The sequence below is a fragment of the Bradyrhizobium sp. MI1.4 genome (genome assembly GCF_055811315.1).
Genome location: NZ_JBVVPP010000042.1, coordinates 3470 through 21461 on the forward strand (window position 1 = coordinate 3470; position 17992 = coordinate 21461).

Sequence of the window (17992 nt, forward strand, 5' to 3'; positions counted from 1 at the left end):
CTTCGAGGCGTCGAATGCGGCCTACCAGCACCTGGCCGAGGGCGCGACGCAGGTCGTGGTTGCGAATTACACGGTCACCGACGAGCATGGCGCCAGCGCCCCCTCGACGCTGACGATCACGCTGACCGGCACCAACGACACGCCGGTTGCGGTTGCCGACACCAACAGCGGTCTGGAAGACAGCACCATCACGGGCTCTGTGGCGACCAACGACAGCGACGTGGATGACGGCGCGACGCTGACCTATGCGCAGACCAGCGCGGTCGCCGGCCTGACGATCAACGCGGACGGCAGCTACAGCTTCGAGGCGTCGAATGCGGCCTACCAGCACCTGGCCGAGGGCGCGACGCAGGTCGTGGTTGCGAATTACACGGTCAATCGGCTGTCCAATTACAATCCCGGGCGTCTACTTCTTGCCCGGCATTCCCGCCTCGAACCCCGCCAGTGGCGTGATGGTGCCGGTGGAGTTGGTCTGGACGCCGAAGGGCCCCTTGACCGGGACCTGGAGACTCGGCGGCTGGTACGACAGCGCCTCGTCCATTGATGGCGGCCTTCCGGGTGTTATCGGCACCATCCCGGGCGTCGGTGGTGTGCCCGATCAAAATATCAGCGATCAACGCGGCCGCTACGGTGTCTACGAATCGATCCTGCAACGATTGACCGTTGACGGTCCCGGTGCGGTAGGTTGGTACACCTTCCTCAATACGACCGTTGCCGATCACCGGACGTCGTACCAGGATTACCAGATCGCCCTGGGCTTCAGGCATACCGGAACGTTCTCCTGGCGTCCCCAGGACGAAGTCGGCTTCGCGGTCGGCACGACGCACGTGAACACGGCTGCCCTCAGTCCGAACGCCGGCGGCAACGAAGTGCCGCTTGAAGTCTGGTACGGATGGCAGGCGACCGGCTGGCTGAACCTCAAGTTCGACGCTCAGTATGTCATCAATCCCGGTGGGCGCGGCTATAACGCGGCGGGCGTGAAGACCGACAACGCCGTGGTTCTTGGCATGCGCACCGAGGTCCACTTCTGACGGGACGCTCACCCGTCTGATGCGAAAGGTGGGGCATGCCCGTCCCACCGGAACGCACGCAACGTGTGGCGGCTCCACTCAGCGGAGCCGCCCGGGACTTGGTTATCACCTATCCCTCGTATTGATCCGGTCCCATCGCCCAAGACGCCTGATCGTGACCGAACGCGTAATTGCGGTTGTTGATCGCCGGATTGCGATTGACCATCGGCCGCATGAACATCGGGTGGGTGGCGCTGCGCACCTCGTGCTCGACCGTGAACAGCGGCTTGCCGCTGTCGAGATCGACGATGTCGCAGAAGCGGTACTGGTACTGATTGTCCTCGCGCGAGATCAAATCGCGCGCCAGCAGCTTGCGGTAAGGGCCGGAAAAATCCGTGATGTACATCTGCACATGGTGGCCGTCATAGTCGCCTTGCGGCCGATCGGTCTCGCGAAACAACAGATGCTGGTCGCGGCCGGTCTTCACGGCGGCAACCGTACCGTCGCCGTTCCGTAACTCGGATGGCATGCCCATGATCTCGGGGTAGAAGGCGCAGATGCGAGCGGCCGATCCCACCGGCACGTCGAACTCGACATAGGGAACGCCGAGCGCGACACGGCCGAAGCGCGCGGCGTCGGGCTCGTAGCAGCGCAGGCGGTTGCCCCACGGACAAATCGCCTCGACATGGTCGTTATGCTCGGCGAAGGCGAACGCGGTGCCCTCGAGCTTTTTGGCGACCGACGCCAATCGCGCCAGCAGCGCCTCGCGGCCGGCGATGACGAGTCCGACATGACCGCGCAGCACCTGCGGCCGGCCGCTCGGCAAATGAAACTGGCTCCGTCCGGCGTTGATCCACATGTTGGTGTCGGACACCATCAGATACGGATCCCGGGTGAGCCCGAGACCTGCGACATAGAACAGCGTGGCGAGGCGCTGGTCCGGGACCTGGATGTTGACGTGCTCGAAATGGATCGCGTTGCCGAGATCTTCTTTGATCGATCGAATTGTTGCGGCATGGACGGGGCTCTGATGGGGGAGGGACAGGTCCATACTAGAGCACAATTTCCGCCAGTCGAAATGATTCACCGATCACATCTCGAGGGTGGGGCATGGCGTCCATTGCCACCTTGCCGCAAATGCCAATCCCTGTAAGCTGACAAAAAGCACAAAGGAAAGAGATCGATGGGAGGGGTTCTGGCGGGCGTCCGCGTTCTTGATTTCGGGCGCTATATCGCGGGGCCCTATTGCGCGACCTTGCTGGCCGAATTCGGCGCCGAGGTCATTCGCGTGGAGAAGCGCGACGGCAGCGAGGATCGTTTCGTGGCGCCGGTCGGCGAAACTGGCGAAGGCGCGCTGTTTCTTCAAGTCAACCGCAACAAGAAGTGCCTCACGCTCGATCCGATGAAGCCGGAAGGACAGGAGGTGATGCGCCGCCTGATTGCGACCGCGGACGTGGTCGTCGCCAATTTGCCGCCGCAGACCTTGCGCGCGATGAAGCTCGACTACGATTCGCTCAAGGCGATCAAGCCGGACATCATCCTGACGACGGCCACCGCGTTTGGCGGGCCGGGGCCATGGTCCGACCGTGTCGGCTTCGATGGTGTCGGCCAGGTCATGTCGGGCTCGGTGTACATGACGGGCGCCGGCGATCCACCCTACCGGGCCGCGGTCAACTGGGTCGATTTCGGGACCGCGCTACATTGCGCGTTCGGCACGCTCGCCGCACTGATCGAGCGCGGCAAATCCGGGCGCGGGCAGATCGTCGAGGGCGCGTTGCTCGCAACCGCCTTGTCCTTCACCAACGCGACGCTGATCGAGCAGGCCGTCATCAACGTCAATCGCGTGCCGACAGGCAATCTCGGCCAGACCGCGGCGCCCGCCGACATCTACCGCACCAGGGACGGCTGGGTGCTGTGCCAGGTCACGGGGCATCCGCTGTTCAAGCGCTGGGCGAAACTGATGGGCGAGGAGGAGGTCTGGCTGAACGATCCGCGCTTTGCGGACGACATCAGCCGCGGCAACAATGGCCCTGTCATCAGCGAGCGCATGGCGCGCTGGTGCGCCGAGCGCACCACGGAGGAAGCCGTCGACACCCTGGGCAAGGCCATGATTCCGACCGGCCCCGTGCTGAGCCCGCAGCAGGCGCTGGATCATCCGCACGTCCGCGCCGCCGGATTCATGCAGGACGTCGACTATCCAGGTCTGCCGAAGCCCGCACCGGTGGCACGCGCCGCCGTCCGCCTGTCGGAAACGCCCGGCGAAATCGCGATTCGCCCGCCCACGCTCGGCGAGCATACCGATCTTATCCTGACCGAGCTCGGCTACGACAAGGCCGCGATCGCGGCGCTCCGGCAAGGCGGCATCGTCTAGCGGTGAACAACGGCACCTGCACGGCGGCTTGCCGTCGTGATCGCCGCGCTTTGCCGCACGTTGAGCAATTGCTTCAACGCCTGTGCATCGGCCGGCGCCGCGCTCTTCTGGTCGTTGTCGAAATAGACGTAGACGTCGCAGCCCTGCCGCTTCCAGGATTTGATGCGCCGCGCCCATTGCGCCAGCGTGGGTTTCGTATAGTGCCCGTGATAGCGCCCGCTGGGCCCGTGCCCGCGCACATAGACGAAATCCGCCGTGCGCTTCCATGGCGCGGGCGCGTCGTGATGATCGGACAGGCACAGCGAGATGTTCTCGTCGGCCAGCATCCGCAAGATGCGCGGCTGATACCAGCTCGGATGACGGAATTCGAAACTGTAACGCCGCTTCCGCGACAACAGCTTGAAGAAGCCGGCGAGGCGGTCCGCGTCGGCCTCGAATTGCGGCGGGAGCTGGAACAGGATCGGGCCGGCCTTGCCGCCGAGCCGTGAGATGCGATCCTCCAGCAGTTCGAGGCTGTTCACCGAGCGATCCGACAGGCGCTTCCAGTGCGTGATGAATTTCGAGGCCTTCCAGGCAAAGACGAAATCGCGGCCGGTCTGCTCCCGCCAACCCTCGACGGCCTCCGGCGTCGGGGTGCGGTAGAACACCCCGTTCAGCTCGGTGGTGTCGAACTGTCCGGCGTAGTAGCTCAGCTGCTGCTTCAGCGTCACGCCCTTGGGAAAGAACGGGCCTCGCCAGGAGGCGTAATGCCAGCCGGAAGTTCCGATCAGAACGCGCGCCATGTTCGACGTGTCCATCCATTGCGATTTGCCGGATGGGAACGTCCGTGCGGCCGATACGTTGCTCGTGAGCTTGATCAACGCAGGACCGGAACCGATGTACGCGCTGTTCGAAGGCAACAAGCAGATCGGCGATCCCTTTCCGACGGAGAAGGAGGTGTGGGAAGCCGCCTTGATCGAGGGGCTGGTAACCGACGTACCGGTCGCGGACGAGGAGGGCGGCCGCCTTCTGCCCGCCGGCTATCACGTCGCGCAGGTCGAGGAGACGTTCGAGCCGAAGCCCGGCTGGAAGTTGCCGCGCGAGATCTCGTGAGCGGGCCTAGTTCGAGGCCAGCGCCGCCTTGGCGACTTCCGCCATCCAGCTCGATGCCACCGGCAGGATCGCGTCGTTGAAATCATAGCGCGGGCCGTGCAGCTCGGCGCCATCCCGCAATTCGCCATTGCCGATCCAGACGAAGGCGCCCGGACGCCGCGAGAGATAGTGGGCAAAATCCTCGCCGGCCATGCTGGGCGCGAGGTCGCGCCGCAACTCGGCCCGTACCGTGTCCGCCGCGAGGCGCGCGAGATCCGCTTCTGCCGGCGTGTTGATGACCACGCCGACGCCAATGACGATCTCGGGCGTGACCTTGACGCCGAAGCTCGTGGCAATCCCGGCGCAGATCTGTTCGATCCGCGCCAAAACGGTGTCCTTCACCGCATCGCGATGGTAGCGCAGCGTGCCGCCGATCGAGACGCGTCCGGCGATTTGGTTGCGTGCCGTGCCGCCTTCGAGCGTGCAGAGCGAGAGCACGGCGGTGTCGAGCGGATCGACGCTGCGCGAGACGATCGATTGCAGCGCCACGATCAAATGGCCGGCCGCCATCACCGGATCGCGCGTCAGATGCGGCATGCCGGCGTGACCGGCATGGCCATCGATGGTGATGGTGATGCGCCCGCCGGAGGCCATGACGACGCCGTCATGGACCGCGATGGTGCCGGCGGCGAGCCCCGGCCAGTTGTGAAAGCCGAACACCCGTTGCATCGGAAAGCGGTCGAACAGCCCGGCCGCGACCATCGCGCGCGAGCCGCCATAACCTTCCTCGGCCGGCTGGAAGATGAAATCGACCGTCCCGCTCCAGCTGGTGTCGGCGGCGAGCAGCGCGGCCGCGCCGAGCAGCGAAGCGGTATGCCCGTCATGGCCGCAGGCATGCATCACACCGGGGTTTTGCGAAGCGTAAGCTAGCCCCGTATCTTCGGTGATCGGCAGCGCATCCATGTCGGCCCGCAGGCCGACGCGGCCCTGGGCGTGGCCGCGCGTCAGGGTCGCGACGATGCCGTGACCGCCGATGTTGGCCTCGAAGGAAATGCCGAGCTCGGTGAGCTTGTCCTGCACGAAGGCCGCGGTGGCTTTCTCCTGGAGCGACAGTTCGGGATGCGCATGCAAATGCCGGCGCCACGCGGTCAGTTTCTGGTGCAGCTCGGGGGTCAAGGCGGGAATCTCTCGGCTTGTGTGTCGGCGTCGACACCATAGCCGAATAACCGCAGCTTGCATCAAGCCTCCGCGAATGCCTCGCGTGCAGCAACGCGCTCCCGTCTACGCCGACAGCTTCGCCAGCCCGTCCCAATCGAAGCTGATGCCGTGGCCGATACGGTCCGGCGCGAGCGCAAGCCCGTCCTGCAGCACCAGTGGATGCTCGATAAATTTGTCGAGCCCAAAACCGTGCGCCTCCAGATACGACCGGTTCGGGCAGGCCGCGAGCAGGTGCACGGTGACGTCATGCGCGCCATGGCTGGTGACGGGCAGGTTGAACGCCTCCGACAGCCGCCCGATCTTCATGAAGGCGGAGACGCCGCCGCAATTGGTGACGTCAGGCTCGGGATAGGACACCGCGCCCGCGACGATGTAGTTCTTGAACTCCCAAAGCGAACGTAAATTCTCGCCCGCCGCGATCGGCACGCCGCCGGCCTGCATGATGCGAGTGTGGCCCGCGACGTCATCGGGAATGATCGGCTCCTCGAGCCAGGTGAGGTCATACGGTTGGAACGCGCGGGCGGCGCGGATCGCTTCCTCGACCGTCCATTTCATGTTGGCATCCACCATCAACGGAAAGCCGTCACCGAGATGCTGTCGCATCGCCGCGACCCGCGCCACATCCGATTTGAGATCGGGGCGGCCGGCCTTCATCTTGATGGCGCGAAAGCCCTTGCTGAGATTGCCGTCAGTCTGCGCGAGCAGTGCATCGACGGAGAGATCGAGATCGATGCCGCCCGCATAACACGGCACGCGCGCGTCGAATCCGCCGAGCAACTGATACAGCGGCAATTGCGCGCGCCGCGCCTTCAAATCCCACAGCGCGATGTCGAGTGCCGAGAGCGCCAGCACCGCTGGCCCGCCGCGCCCGCCATAATGCAGTGCCCACCAGACCTGGTGCCAGATCGCCTCGGTATCATCGGCCTCGCGGCCTTCGACGAGCGGCGGGATCTCGCGCTTGAGGATGTCGGCGACGGCGCCGCCATTGCGTCCGACCGTGTAAGTGTAGCCGACCCCCTCGGCGCCATCGGCATCCCGGATGCGGCAGGTGATCAGCTCGAACGCCGCCATGTCGCCATGCATCGAGTCCGACAGCGTGACGGGAAGGGGGATCCGGTAGAATCCGGTCTCGATGGTCGAAATGCGCGGCATGCGGCCTCCCTGCGTTTTCTTTGCAGGCTAGGCCGACGCGCACCGCCCGGCAAGCGCGCGCCATGCAAGGCAGCTCACCGCATCGTCGCGAGCTGCACGGCCAGCGCGCAGGCGCGGTCGTATTCGTCGAGATTGATCCACTCGTCGATCGTGTGCACCTCGTTCTGGCCGGCGCCGAAGGTCACGGTCGGAACGCCGTGGCGGACCATCCAGTTGGCATCGAGGCCGCCATTGGCGGTGCGCACGTTCGGGGTGCCGCCGACGGCGGACACGGCCTCCACCGCGCGTTTGACGACAGGAAGGTTGTCCTTCATGCGGAACGGGAAATAGTCGGTCTCGGCCTTGAACTTGACCTTGCCGGACTTTCCTTGCGCGTTGGTGACTTTCTTGGCCGCCTTCTCGAACGCGGCCTTGTAGGCTTTTGTGATCTCCTTGAAGAACTTTCCGTCATGGCTGCGGCTTTCGCCGCGCACATGGACGTAGTCGGTGACGACGTTGGTGGCGTCGCCCGCAGGCCTTCCCTCGCCGCCGGTGACGGGGCCGACATTGCTGGTGCCTTGCTGCTTGCGCTTGACCACCTTGCCGAACCAGCCGCCGGCCTTCACGTCGGCGAGCGCAAGCGCGAGGATCATGGTCGAGGAGATGCCGCGCTCCGGCGCGACGCCGGCATGCGAGGCGCGGCCGAAGATTTCCACGGTCCAGCGGTCGGCACCCACGGCGCCGATGACGACGTTGGAGGCCGAGCCGCCGTCATAGTTGAAGGCCATCACCGGCGAGCCGAGCTCGTCCAGCTTGACGTGGCGCGCGCCATAGAGCCCGCTCTCCTCGCGCACGCAGAACAGCAGCGTGATCGGCGGATGATCGAGTTGCTGCTTTTCGAGCTCGGCCGCCAGCGTCACCAGCACGCCGCAGCCGCAGCGATTGTCGCCGCCGAGCGCGGTCTTCGCATCATTGACGATCTTGCGACCCGACTTTTTCGGCTTGGCGCCGGCGCATAGCGGCACGGTATCCATGTGGGTCATGAACATGATGCGCGGCTGGTTGTGCAGCGCGCCGCGGCCGGGCAGGTCGACGATGAGGTTGCCGGTCTCGGTCGGCACCGGAATGCGGGTATTGGCGTCGTCGAGCCGGATCGCTTTCGCCGGCACGCCGCTCTCCTTCAGCGCAGCCGTGAGCTCACGCCCGATTGCGGCCTCCTGTCCGGTGACGCCCTCGACGGCGAGAAAGCGCAAGAGGCGGTCGGTGGCGGCTTTGGTGTCGACAGGCATGAGATGTCCCCTTGATGCAGGGCTCTACTCTATCGTCGGTCTTGGCGAGGTATAGACCAAAAAGATCAGCGCGCCGATGCCAAGCATGGCTGCCATGAAAAGCAGCACCGCCGGCAACCCTGCAAAGGCCGCCACCGCACCGGTGATCGATTGCATCAGCGCCGCGCCGAGGAAGAAGGCGAGGTTGATCGCCGCGAGCGCCTTGCCCGCAACTTGGGCGTCGACCAGCTGCCGCGACATGCCGAACAGCAGCGGCTGTGCGGAAGTGGCAAGCCCGATGAGCACGATCAGCACGAGGTCGTATTGCGGCGGCATCACCGCAACACCACACAACACGGAAATGGCATAGCGCGGGGCCCCTAACGCCATCAGCGCCAGCAGCAACGCGCCGACGAGGTGCGTTCCCGCCACCAGCGCGCGGCGGCGTCCCAGCCTGCGGTCGATCATGCCGATGACAAGCGGACCTGCGATCATGGCCAGCGTGAACGCGCCGAGCTGGTTGCCGGCCTCGACCCGCGACAATCCCTTGACCTGCATCAGCCACGGTCCGCCCCACAGGCCGCGCAGCACCAGCGAGGTCGCAAGCGACACCAGCGCCAGCGCGATCAGGCCGCGCAAGGGCCGCGACAGTCCGAGCCTGAGCACCTCGATCATCTGCGACAGCGGCGAGGACTCGTCCTTGTGCTCGGCCGGCTGGCTCGGCACCAGCAGGAACACCGCGAGCGCCACGGCGACGCCGCCGAGCGCCGAGATCCAGAACCCGGCGCGCCAGCCGCAAGTGTCGACCACGAAGGCGAGCGGACTCGACGACAACAGCATGCCGATATTGCCGATCGAGAGGATCGCGCCCGACCACAGCCCAAAGCGCGCGGCCGACAATTGCTTGGCCGCCAACGTCATCGGGCACATCAGCATGCCGGAGGTGGCAATGCCCAGCAGCACCTGCCCGATGGCGAAGCTTTCGGGTCCCGTTGCGAACCCCGACGCGATGGCGCCGACCACGGTTCCCGCGAGCAGGCTCAGCGACACCGGCCGCACGCCAAAGCGGTCCATCGCCGCACCGACCGGGATCTGCGCGGCCGCAAACGCGAACGGGTAGACCGAGGTGAGGCTCGCCAGCGCCTGCGGTTCGATGCCGAAATCCGCCGCCATCAGGTCGAGGCTGACCGCCGGAATGGTGCGCAGCAAGGTCGAGAGCATGTGCCCGCAGGCCAGCGCAAGCAGCGCAAAGATCAGCGCGCGGGTGGCTCCCGCGTCGTGGGTGGCGGTGGTGGTCATGGGCGTTGCGTCCCGGCAAGGTTTCGGGTGGGGTTACATGATAGACGGGTGCATGCCAACATCGGGACCGCCATGGCCGCAATGTCGTGGATGCACAAGGCAACGGACGCGCAAGATCCTAAACGTGCAAGGCTAGTGACATCATGTATCTCGGCATCGACCTCGGCACCTCCGCCGTCAAAATCGTTCTGGTCGACGACGCGCAGCGCGTGGTGGCGAGCCGCAGCCGGTCACTGACGGTCTCCTCGCCGCGTCCCGGCCATTGCGAGCAGGACCCGGCACAGTGGATCGAGGCGACGTTCGCGACGCTGGACGCGCTGAAGGCGGATCACGCGCGCGAACTGGCCGAGGTCGAGGGCATCGGCCTATCCGGCCAGATGCACGGCGCGACGCTGCTCGACGCCAGCCACAGGCCGTTGCGGCCCTGCATTCTCTGGAATGACGGACGGTCCTTTGCGGAATGCGCCGAGCTGGAGCGGCGCTGGCCCGCCTTGCGGTCGACGACAGGCAACAAGGCGATGCCGGGATTCACCGCGCCAAAATTGCTGTGGGTCGCCAGGCACGAACCGGAGATCTTCGCGGCGACAAAACTCGTGCTGCAACCAAAGGCCTATCTGCGCCTGGTGCTGACCGGCGAGGCGATCGAGGATGTCTCGGACGCCTCGGGTTCGCTGTGGCTCGATGTTAGCAGCCGCGATTGGTCGGATGAAGGACTCGCCGCGACCGCGCTATCGCGCCGGCAGATGCCCCGTCTGGTCGAGGGCTGCGCGCCGGCTGCACGGCTGCGGAGCGAGTTGGCGCAGCGCTGGGGCATGACCGGGCGGCCGATGATCGCGGGCGGGGCCGGCGACAATCCGGCGGGAGCCATCGGCATCGGCGCCATCAATCCCGGGGCAGCCTTCATTTCGCTCGGAACCTCCGGCGCATTGCTGGTGCCGACCGAGACGATCGCGGCCAATCCGGAGCGGGTCGTGCACACGTTCTGTCACGCCGTCCCCGACAGGTGGATTCAAGCCGGCGCGATCCTCTCGGCGGCATCGTGCCTGGCCTGGATCGCGCGGCTGTTGGGGATCCCTGAGACTGAGCTGCTGGCGCCGCTCGGGTTGCGCCCGCGGGCGCCGTCGCCGGTCAGCTTCCTGCCGTACCTCTCCGGCGAACGCACCCCGCACGATGACCCCGACGTGCGCGGCATGCTCGATGGGATCAGTCACGCCACCGATCGTGACGCGATCGTGCAAGCCGTGCTCGAAGGCGTCGCCTTCGCGCTTGCGGATTGCCGGGACGTGCTGGCCGAGACCGGATTGGTGATCGCGGAGGCGGATGTCATCGGCGGCGGCTCACGGTCGCGGTTCTGGCTTTCGGTGCTGGCCAATGTCCTGAACGTGCCGGTGCATTGCTTTGCCGACGGCGAGACGGGCGCGGCGTTCGGTGCGGCGCGGCTTGGCCGCCTCGCCGTCACCGGTGAGGCGATCGACGCCGTCTGCACCGCGCCACAGCGCGTCGAGACCTTCGAGCCCGACGGCGCGCTTGCGCAGGCCTATGCCGAGCGGCTGCCGCAATGGCGCCGCCTGTACCGGCCGCGGCGCTGATCGCGATACGCGATGATGTGGCGAAGAAAAGGCATCACGCGCGGGATCGGTTCCGTCTGCAAAAGATAAAAGCAGCGCCGGACCGTTGGTCGGTATGCCGGAGGTATTGCCCTGCGCCACAACCTTTTGTTTAATGCTTGCGCGCGCGCCAGGGACCAACGAGACGCGGGTGAGATTGCGATGCCGCCGTCGGCGCATCGGGGAGGTGTGATGAGCGAGCCCATCCTCGAGATGCGCCGGGTCTCTAAATCGTTCTTCAGCATCAAGGCGCTGCGCGACGTCGACCTCACCGTCTACGCGGGCGAAATCCACGCTTTGATGGGCGAGAACGGCGCCGGCAAATCCACCCTGATGAAGATCCTGTCGGGCGCCTACCGGCCGGACCCGGGCAGCGAAATCCGCATCGACGGCCAGCCCGTGCAGATCAGCGGTCCGCTCGGCGGCCGCGCAGCCGGCATCGCGATCATCTATCAGGAACTCTCGCTCGCCCCCAACCTGAGCGTTGCGGAGAATATCTATCTCGGTCGCGAGGTCTCCCGCGGCGGCTTGCTGGCGCGCGAGGCGATGCAGGCCGGCGTCGGTCCGATCCTGGCGCGGCTCGGCGCGGATTTCACGCCGCAGACGCAGGTCGCCAATCTCTCGATGGGCCAGCGCCAACTGGTCGAGATCGCGCGCGCGCTGCACGCCCGCTCCAGGATCCTGATCATGGACGAGCCGACCACCGCGTTGTCGGCCGGTGAGAGCGAAAGGCTGTTCGCGCTGATCCGCCAGCTGCGCGCCGAAGGTCTCGCCATCATCTACATCTCGCATCGCATGGACGAGGTCTATGCGCTCGGCGACCGCGTCACGGTGCTGCGCGACGGCACGCTGGTCGGCTCGCTCGACAAGGCAGACATCCGTGCCGACACCATCGTCCGGATGATGGTGGGACGCGACGTCTCGTCCTTCTACAAGAAGGAGCATGATCCCAGGAACGATCCCAACGCGCGCTCGGGAGCTCCCGTGCTTGCGGCTGTCGATATCGCCGACGGCAGGCGCGTCAAGGGATGTTCGCTGACGGTGCATGCGGGCGAGGTGGTAGGGCTTGCCGGCCTGGTCGGCGCCGGCCGCACCGAGCTTGCGCACCTCATCATCGGCGCCGCGCCCATGATCTCCGGCCATGTCGAGATCGACGGGCGCGCGGCCTCCATCCGCACGCCCGGTGAGGCGCTGGACGCCGGCATTGCCTACCTCACCGAGGATAGGAAGGCGCTCGGCCTGTTCCTCGACATGTCCTGCCTCGACAACATCAATCTCGCGGTGCTCGGCCGCGATGCGAAATTCGGCGGCATTCTCGACCGCGACAAGGCCCGTGACCGCGCCAAGCGCGCGTTCGCGGGGCTCGGCATCCGCGCTGCGAATGTCGGTGTTCCCGCTGGCGGGCTCTCCGGCGGCAACCAGCAGAAAGTGCTGCTGTCGCGGCTGCTCGCGATCGGCCCGAAGATCCTGATCCTCGACGAGCCGACGCGCGGTGTCGACGTCGGCGCCAAGTCCGAGATCTATTCGATCATCGACAATCTCGCGAAGTCGGGCACCGCGGTTCTCGTCATCTCGTCCGACCTGCCCGAGATCATCGGCATCTGCGACCGTGTCATCGTGATGCGCGCGGGACATATCGCCGGGCAGATCCGGCGCGACGCGACATCGCCGCTCAATCAGGAGGAGATCATGGCCCTCGCCACCGGAACGGAGCAGCTCGATGCCTGAGAACGGCGCTTCCGCCAACACCGCCCCCGCCAAAGCCGTCCCCGTCGCGCCCGGTCTTGCCGCCGCGCAGGAGACGAAGCGGCAGCGGACGCGGATGATCATTCGCGCGGTCGGCATGCTGCCGGTGCTGCTGCTCTTGTGCATCGGCTTTCACGTGCTGTCGGACGGCCGCTTCTTCACCGGCCAGAACATCGGCATCGTGGTGCAGCAGTCCGCGGTCAATACCGTGCTGGCCGCAGGCATGACCTTCGTCATCCTCACCGGCGGCATCGACCTGTCGGTCGGCTCCATCTTGGCGGCGGCGGCGATGGCCGGGCTGATCATCTCCAAATTTCCCGATCTCGGGGCGCTGTGGTTGCCGGCCGCGGTGCTCACCGGCACCGTCTTCGGCATTCTCAACGGCGGCTTGATCGCGCTGTTGCGCCTGCCGCCCTTCATCGTCACGCTGGGATCGTTGACCGCCGTGCGCGGCGCGGCGCGCCTGCTCGGCGCCGACACCACGGTGTTCAATCCGTCGATCCCCTATGCCTTCATCGGCAACGGTGCTCTGACCCTCATTCCCGGCGTATTGTCGATTCCCTGGCTCTGGGTGATCGCGTTGCTGGTCATCCTGGTGTCGTGGCTGGTGCTCAAGCGCACCGTGCTCGGGGTGCACATCTACGCGGTCGGCGGCAATGAGAGCGCGGCGCGGCTCGCCGGCATCAAGGTCTGGGCCGTGTTGATTTTCGTCTATGGCGTGTCCGGCCTGCTCGCGGGCCTCGGCGGCGCGATGCAGGCAGCGCGCCTCTACGCCGCCAATGGCCTGCAGCTCGGCCAGTCCTACGAGCTCGACGCCATCACCGCCGTGATCCTGGGCGGCACCTCCTTTGTCGGCGGCATCGGCTCGATCTGGGGAACGCTGGTCGGCGCGCTGATCATTGCCGTGCTGTCGAACGGCCTGATCCTGATCGGCGTGTCCGACGTCTGGCAATATGTGATCAAGGGTCTGGTCATCATCGGCGCGGTGGCGCTGGACCGCTATCGGCTGCAGGGCTCGGCTCGGACTTGAGAGCATGATCCGAAAAAGTGCGAAGCGGTTTTTCGAAAGGATCATGCTCAAACAAGGAGCATGAAAATGCAGCCGGCACCGCGCCGTCATGTTCATTCCGTCACGGCAACTGGTCGCCGCGCCGGAGCTTCAAACAGACCAGGGAGGAAGCCAATGTTGAAGTCGATCTCGCTTGCCGGCGCCGCGATGGCGCTCGTCCTGAGCTCCGCGCCGTCCTACGCCAAGGAGCTTAAGTCGATCGGCATTTCGCTGGGCTCGCTCGGCAATCCATTCTTCGTCGCGTTGTCGAAGGGCGCCGAGTTCGAGGCCAAGAAGACCAACCCCAACGTGAAGATCACGACGGTGGGCTTCGAATATGATCTCGGCAAGCAGGTCACCCAGATCGACAATTTCATCGCCGCCGGCGTCGACCTGATCCTGCTCAACCCTGGCGATCCCAAGGCGATCGGACCAGCGATCAAGAAGGCGCAGGCCGCCGGCATCGTCGTCGTTGCCGTCGACACCGCGGCCGAAGGCGCCGACGCCACGGTGACCACCAACAACGTCCAGGCCGGCGAGATCTCCTGCCAGTACATCGTCGACAAGCTGGGAGGCAAGGGCGACGTGATCATCGAGAACGGCCCGCAGGTCTCCGCGGTGATCGATCGCGTGGTCGGCTGCAAGAACGTGCTCGGCAAGAATCCCGGCATCAAGGTCCTGTCCAGCGACCAGGACGGCAAGGGCTCGCGCGAAGGCGGCCTCACGGTGGCGCAGGGCTATCTGACCCGCTTCGCCAAGATCGACGCCATCTTCGCCATCAACGACCCGCAGGCGATCGGCACCGACCTCGCCGCGCGCCAGCAGCAGCGCACCGGCATCGTCATCACCGCGGTCGACGGCGCCCCCGACATCGAAGCGGCCCTCAAGGACCCGCAGGCGACGCAGATTCAGGCCTCCGCCTCGCAGGACCCGTTCTTCATGGCCCGCCGCGCCGTGCAGGTCGGCGTCAGCATTCTCAACGGCCAGAAGCCGGCGTCCACGGTCGAGCTGCTGCCGTCGAAACTCGTGACGCGCGACAATGTCGGCGAGTACAAGGGCTGGACCTCGGATCGGTCGCAGTAGCGGGCGAGAGGCGGCCGGCGCCGGATGCGGCGCTGGTCGGCTCGCGTGGCACCAGCGGAAGATGTGGCAGCGATCCCTGCAAGATGGCCCCGTTCGCATATCACCAAGCGGCCTGCGGAACCCGCAGGAGGTCCGGGTCTCCTTGGCGGCGCCGCGCATGCGGAAGGCGGTTTGCCAGCATTTTCGCGCGTAACTTAACGTATACTTTAGAGTCCACTGCCTATTGGAGGTTGCAGAGGATTCCCGATGACCTTGAGCCCTTCTTCCGCCGCCACCACGTTGGGTCGCCTAGCCCGGGACGAGCGCGGCAATATCGCCGTCATCTTCGCCATCACCTTGTTGCCGGTCTTGTCATTCGTCGGCGCTGCGATCGACTACAGCCGCGCCGCCCACGCCCGCACCGCGATGCAGGGTGCGCTCGATTCGGCCGCGCTGATGGTCGCCAAGAACCTGTCCGATGGGAAGATCACGGCTGACCAGGTTCCGACCGCTGGCGCCGCTTACTTCGCCGCACTCTATACCCACACCGGCAGCCAGAACGTCAAGGCGTCCGCCACCTACACCGCCAACAATGGCGGCAAGGGATCGACGGTGACGATGGCGGCGTCGGGCGAAATCAAGAGCCAGTTCATGCAGATTGCCGGCTTTCCAACCCTCGACTTCAGCGTCGGCTCGACCTCGACCTGGGGGAACAACCTGCTGCGCATCGCGCTGGTGCTCGACAACACCGGTTCCATGGGGGGCACCAAGATCAGCAACCTGAAGACCGCATCCAAGAACCTTGTCGACAAGCTCGGGGCGCTGGCGAAGACCCCGGGCGATGTCATGTTCTCCGTGATTCCGTTCGCGAGCGCCGTCAACGTCGGCATCGACAAGGTCTCGGCCACGTGGCTGCGCTGGGATCTATGGGACCCCAGGTCGGAGGATTCCTCCAGCAACTCCTATTGCAGCAGCGGACGGAGCTCCTGGTACGCGATGGCGATGTGCAAGGGGCATGGCTACACCTGGAGCCATTCCGTAGGCTCGCCTTCGACTTCGAACTGGAACGGCTGTGTGACCGACCGCGATCAGAGCTACGACGTCTCCGACGCATTGCCATCGGCGCTGACAACGCAATTTGTCGCCGACCAAGACCCGTACTGCCCGGCCAAATTGCTGGCGCTGACCAGCACAGCCAGCACCGTCAAGAGCACCATCGACGCGATGTCGGCCAACGGCGGCACCAATCAGACCATCGGGCTGCACTGGGGCTGGCTGTCGCTGCTGCAGCAAGCGCCGCTGAACGCGCCGGCCGAGGACGTCAACAACGTGTACCAGCACGTGATCATCCTGTTCACCGACGGCCAGAACACGGTCAATCGCTGGAACGGCGACGGGTCCATGACCTCGTCCTCGACTGAACGCGGCAAGATCGACACGCGAATGGAGGCTCTGTGCACCGCCGTCAAGGCCAAGAACACGACTATCTACACGGTCCAGCTCGACGACGGCACCGGGGTGTCGCCCGTGCTTCCCAAATGTGCGAGCGGCTCGGCAAACTTCTTCATGCTGAGCAACCCCAGCGAAATCGACGCCGCCTTCACCCAGATCGGCACATCCATTTCCAAGCTGCGCGTTTCGAAGTAGCCCCACATATCCATTTTGCTTGAGATTGGCCCGGGGAAGCAAAGGCTGAAACAGCAGGCAGAGCCCGCCAAGGGCGAAATCGCATCCTCACGTGAGCGCCAACGCGCGTCACATGTTGGCTCGGCGGCTGACCTTCGCGCGAGCGATCGTGACGTCCGTTCGCGAGCTAGACCGGACCGTCGCTCATGGAAAGCGGAGTCGCAGTTTGACCCGAAGCGGACGTGAGCTCCCTCGGAGCCTACGGTCAGCCGATGATTCAATGCGAGCACGCGTAGTCAGATTTGATGAGCAGCGCGGAACCCATCGAGTCCAACACGCTGAATTTGTATAAGATAAATTAATCAATCATTAGATGAGCACCAGATATTGATGCTCCAGAAGGGGTCAGGGATCCCAAACGATGCGATAGATGGACAGAGTGATGCGAAATGAAGGCTTTGTCTTTGCCGTCCTCAATGCTTATCGGTTCAGCGAAATTCTGCGCTTGTGGATCGCAATTGCGATTGTTGCAGCCGTTGACCTCGTATGGCTTCGCGCCGCTGGGATGACGATGGCTATCGATCCGACGCAAGCGATTGCGTTCTGTGCTGCTGCTCTTCTCTCCTTTGTTTACACGAGGTTGAGGCCGGATCGGCGTATCGCTGAGCTTGCCACGGCTTTGGCTCAGATCATTGCCTTTACGGTCGTGGGCGCGATCCTGAGTTATCTAACCATCACGGCAAAGTTTCCGTTGGTCGATTCCCAGCTGGCCGGCGTCGACACCCTGCTGAGACTGAATTGGCTGGCTTTCTTTGAGTGGGTTGAGGTCAGACCAATTATCAAAGCGGTCCTCGCAGTCGCGTATCACAGCTGTATGCTGCAGGTCGCCATCTTGTTGGTGTGGCTGAGTGCGTGCGGGCGATTTGAAAGGATGCGAGAGTTTGTTTGGCTGTTCGTAACATCGCTCCTCGTGATTCTTCCGATCTCATGGAGACTGCCGGCAGCGAGCGCATGGGTCTACTTTGGCGTCGTCGAACGCGTCGACGCGTATCATTTGATCGATTTCAACGCACTCCGAAGCGGCGAGATGACACGCATTTCGTTGACGCACGTGAATGGTCTGATCACATTTCCTTCGTTCCACGCTGCGCTGGCCACAATACTTATATACGCCAGCCGAGGCGTGAAGATGCTTTTCCCACTATACCTTGTCTTGAACTTGCTGATGCTTGCTGCAACACCTACTGTAGGCGGCCACTATTTCATCGATATCATCGCCGGTGCGGGCATCGTTCTCTGCCTCGCTTGCCTTCGACAGCTTCGCTGGGGCGTTTTGTTTGTGCGATGGAACACCTCGCCATCGCACGCGGCCGGATAGTCATCCACGCTCTGCAAGCGACAGAGCGATTTGTCTTGGCAGAGGTCATCAAACGACAAACAGATTGAAGTTCGCTTGTGGCCCGAAGGCGAAGGTCGCCATCGCCTGCGGTACACCGGAGCGGGGGCCAGCCGACATCGAGAACACGCGGGCAAAC

The 17992-nt window shown here is 64.8% G+C and carries 13 protein-coding genes and 3 pseudogenes; 10 read left to right on the forward strand and 6 right to left on the reverse strand.

Annotated elements, in window-relative coordinates; translation table 11 throughout:
* Window positions 1-55: 55 nt before the first annotated feature.
* Window positions 56-295 (forward strand): annotated as a pseudogene (locus AC0L23_RS30230) (Ig-like domain-containing protein); the annotation flags it as partial.
* 103 nt (window positions 296-398) lie between these two features.
* Window positions 399-1031 (forward strand): annotated as a pseudogene (locus tag AC0L23_RS30235) (carbohydrate porin); the annotation flags it as partial.
* Window positions 1032-1140: 109 nt separating this feature from the next.
* On the opposite strand, the pseudogene AC0L23_RS30240 reads toward AC0L23_RS30235, so the two are convergent.
* A pseudogene (locus AC0L23_RS30240) lies at window positions 1141-2027 on the reverse strand (VOC family protein).
* A gap of 166 nt (window positions 2028-2193) precedes the next feature.
* Between AC0L23_RS30240 and AC0L23_RS30245 the strand changes: the two are divergent.
* The gene (locus AC0L23_RS30245) at window positions 2194-3381 is read left to right on the forward strand and encodes a CaiB/BaiF CoA transferase family protein (RefSeq protein ID WP_085362209.1); all 1188 of its coding nucleotides are present in this window, start codon (window positions 2194-2196) and stop codon (window positions 3379-3381) included.
* On the opposite strand, the gene AC0L23_RS30250 is transcribed toward AC0L23_RS30245, so the two are convergent.
* Window positions 3378-4163 (reverse strand): DUF72 domain-containing protein, encoded by a 786-nt coding sequence (locus tag AC0L23_RS30250; RefSeq protein WP_018458264.1) that lies wholly within the window; start codon window positions 4161-4163, stop codon window positions 3378-3380. The genes AC0L23_RS30245 and AC0L23_RS30250 overlap by 4 nt on opposite strands.
* On the opposite strand from AC0L23_RS30250, the gene AC0L23_RS30255 reads away from it, so the two are divergent.
* Window positions 4162-4473, forward strand: a complete 312-nt coding sequence (locus AC0L23_RS30255; protein WP_018458265.1) for a hypothetical protein — start codon at window positions 4162-4164, stop codon at window positions 4471-4473. The genes AC0L23_RS30250 and AC0L23_RS30255 overlap by 2 nt on opposite strands.
* 6 nt (window positions 4474-4479) lie before the next feature.
* On the opposite strand, the gene AC0L23_RS30260 is transcribed toward AC0L23_RS30255, so the two are convergent.
* From AC0L23_RS30260 to AC0L23_RS30275, 4 genes are all read right to left on the reverse strand, one after another.
* Complete coding sequence (locus AC0L23_RS30260; RefSeq protein ID WP_085352055.1) at window positions 4480-5628, reverse strand: amidohydrolase; 1149 nt, start codon at window positions 5626-5628, stop codon at window positions 4480-4482.
* 105 nt (window positions 5629-5733) lie between these two features.
* On the reverse strand, window positions 5734-6822 hold the full coding sequence (locus tag AC0L23_RS30265) for a mandelate racemase/muconate lactonizing enzyme family protein (RefSeq protein ID WP_085352056.1): 1089 nt from the start codon (window positions 6820-6822) through the stop codon (window positions 5734-5736).
* Window positions 6823-6896: 74 nt separating this feature from the next.
* The gene (locus AC0L23_RS30270) at window positions 6897-8090 is read right to left on the reverse strand and encodes a M20/M25/M40 family metallo-hydrolase (protein ID WP_085352057.1); all 1194 of its coding nucleotides are present in this window, start codon (window positions 8088-8090) and stop codon (window positions 6897-6899) included.
* A gap of 24 nt (window positions 8091-8114) precedes the next feature.
* Complete coding sequence (locus tag AC0L23_RS30275; RefSeq protein WP_085362211.1) at window positions 8115-9368, reverse strand: MFS transporter; 1254 nt, start codon at window positions 9366-9368, stop codon at window positions 8115-8117.
* A gap of 143 nt (window positions 9369-9511) precedes the next feature.
* On the opposite strand from AC0L23_RS30275, the gene xylB reads away from it, so the two are divergent.
* From xylB to AC0L23_RS30305, 6 genes are all read left to right on the forward strand, one after another.
* Window positions 9512-10957, forward strand: coding sequence for a xylulokinase (xylB, locus tag AC0L23_RS30280; protein ID WP_085362212.1), 1446 nt, complete (start codon window positions 9512-9514; stop codon window positions 10955-10957).
* Between the two features lie 210 nt (window positions 10958-11167).
* Window positions 11168-12703, forward strand: coding sequence for a sugar ABC transporter ATP-binding protein (locus tag AC0L23_RS30285; protein WP_085362213.1), 1536 nt, complete (start codon window positions 11168-11170; stop codon window positions 12701-12703).
* Window positions 12696-13751 carry an ABC transporter permease subunit gene (locus tag AC0L23_RS30290; protein ID WP_018458272.1) on the forward strand — a complete coding sequence of 352 codons (1056 nt, stop codon included), beginning with the start codon at window positions 12696-12698 and terminating at the stop codon, window positions 13749-13751. Before AC0L23_RS30285 ends, AC0L23_RS30290 begins: the two co-directional genes overlap by 8 nt.
* Window positions 13752-13904: 153 nt before the next feature.
* Window positions 13905-14852: an ABC transporter substrate-binding protein gene (locus AC0L23_RS30295; RefSeq protein ID WP_018458273.1), complete on the forward strand. Its 948-nt coding sequence runs from the start codon at window positions 13905-13907 to the stop codon at window positions 14850-14852.
* Between the two features lie 246 nt (window positions 14853-15098).
* Entirely contained in the window at window positions 15099-16478 is a 1380-nt protein-coding gene (locus AC0L23_RS30300) for a TadE/TadG family type IV pilus assembly protein (RefSeq protein WP_085362214.1), read from the forward strand.
* Between the two features lie 409 nt (window positions 16479-16887).
* Window positions 16888-17835: a phosphatase PAP2 family protein gene (locus AC0L23_RS30305; RefSeq protein ID WP_085362215.1), complete on the forward strand. Its 948-nt coding sequence runs from the start codon at window positions 16888-16890 to the stop codon at window positions 17833-17835.
* Window positions 17836-17992 lie beyond the last annotated feature (157 nt).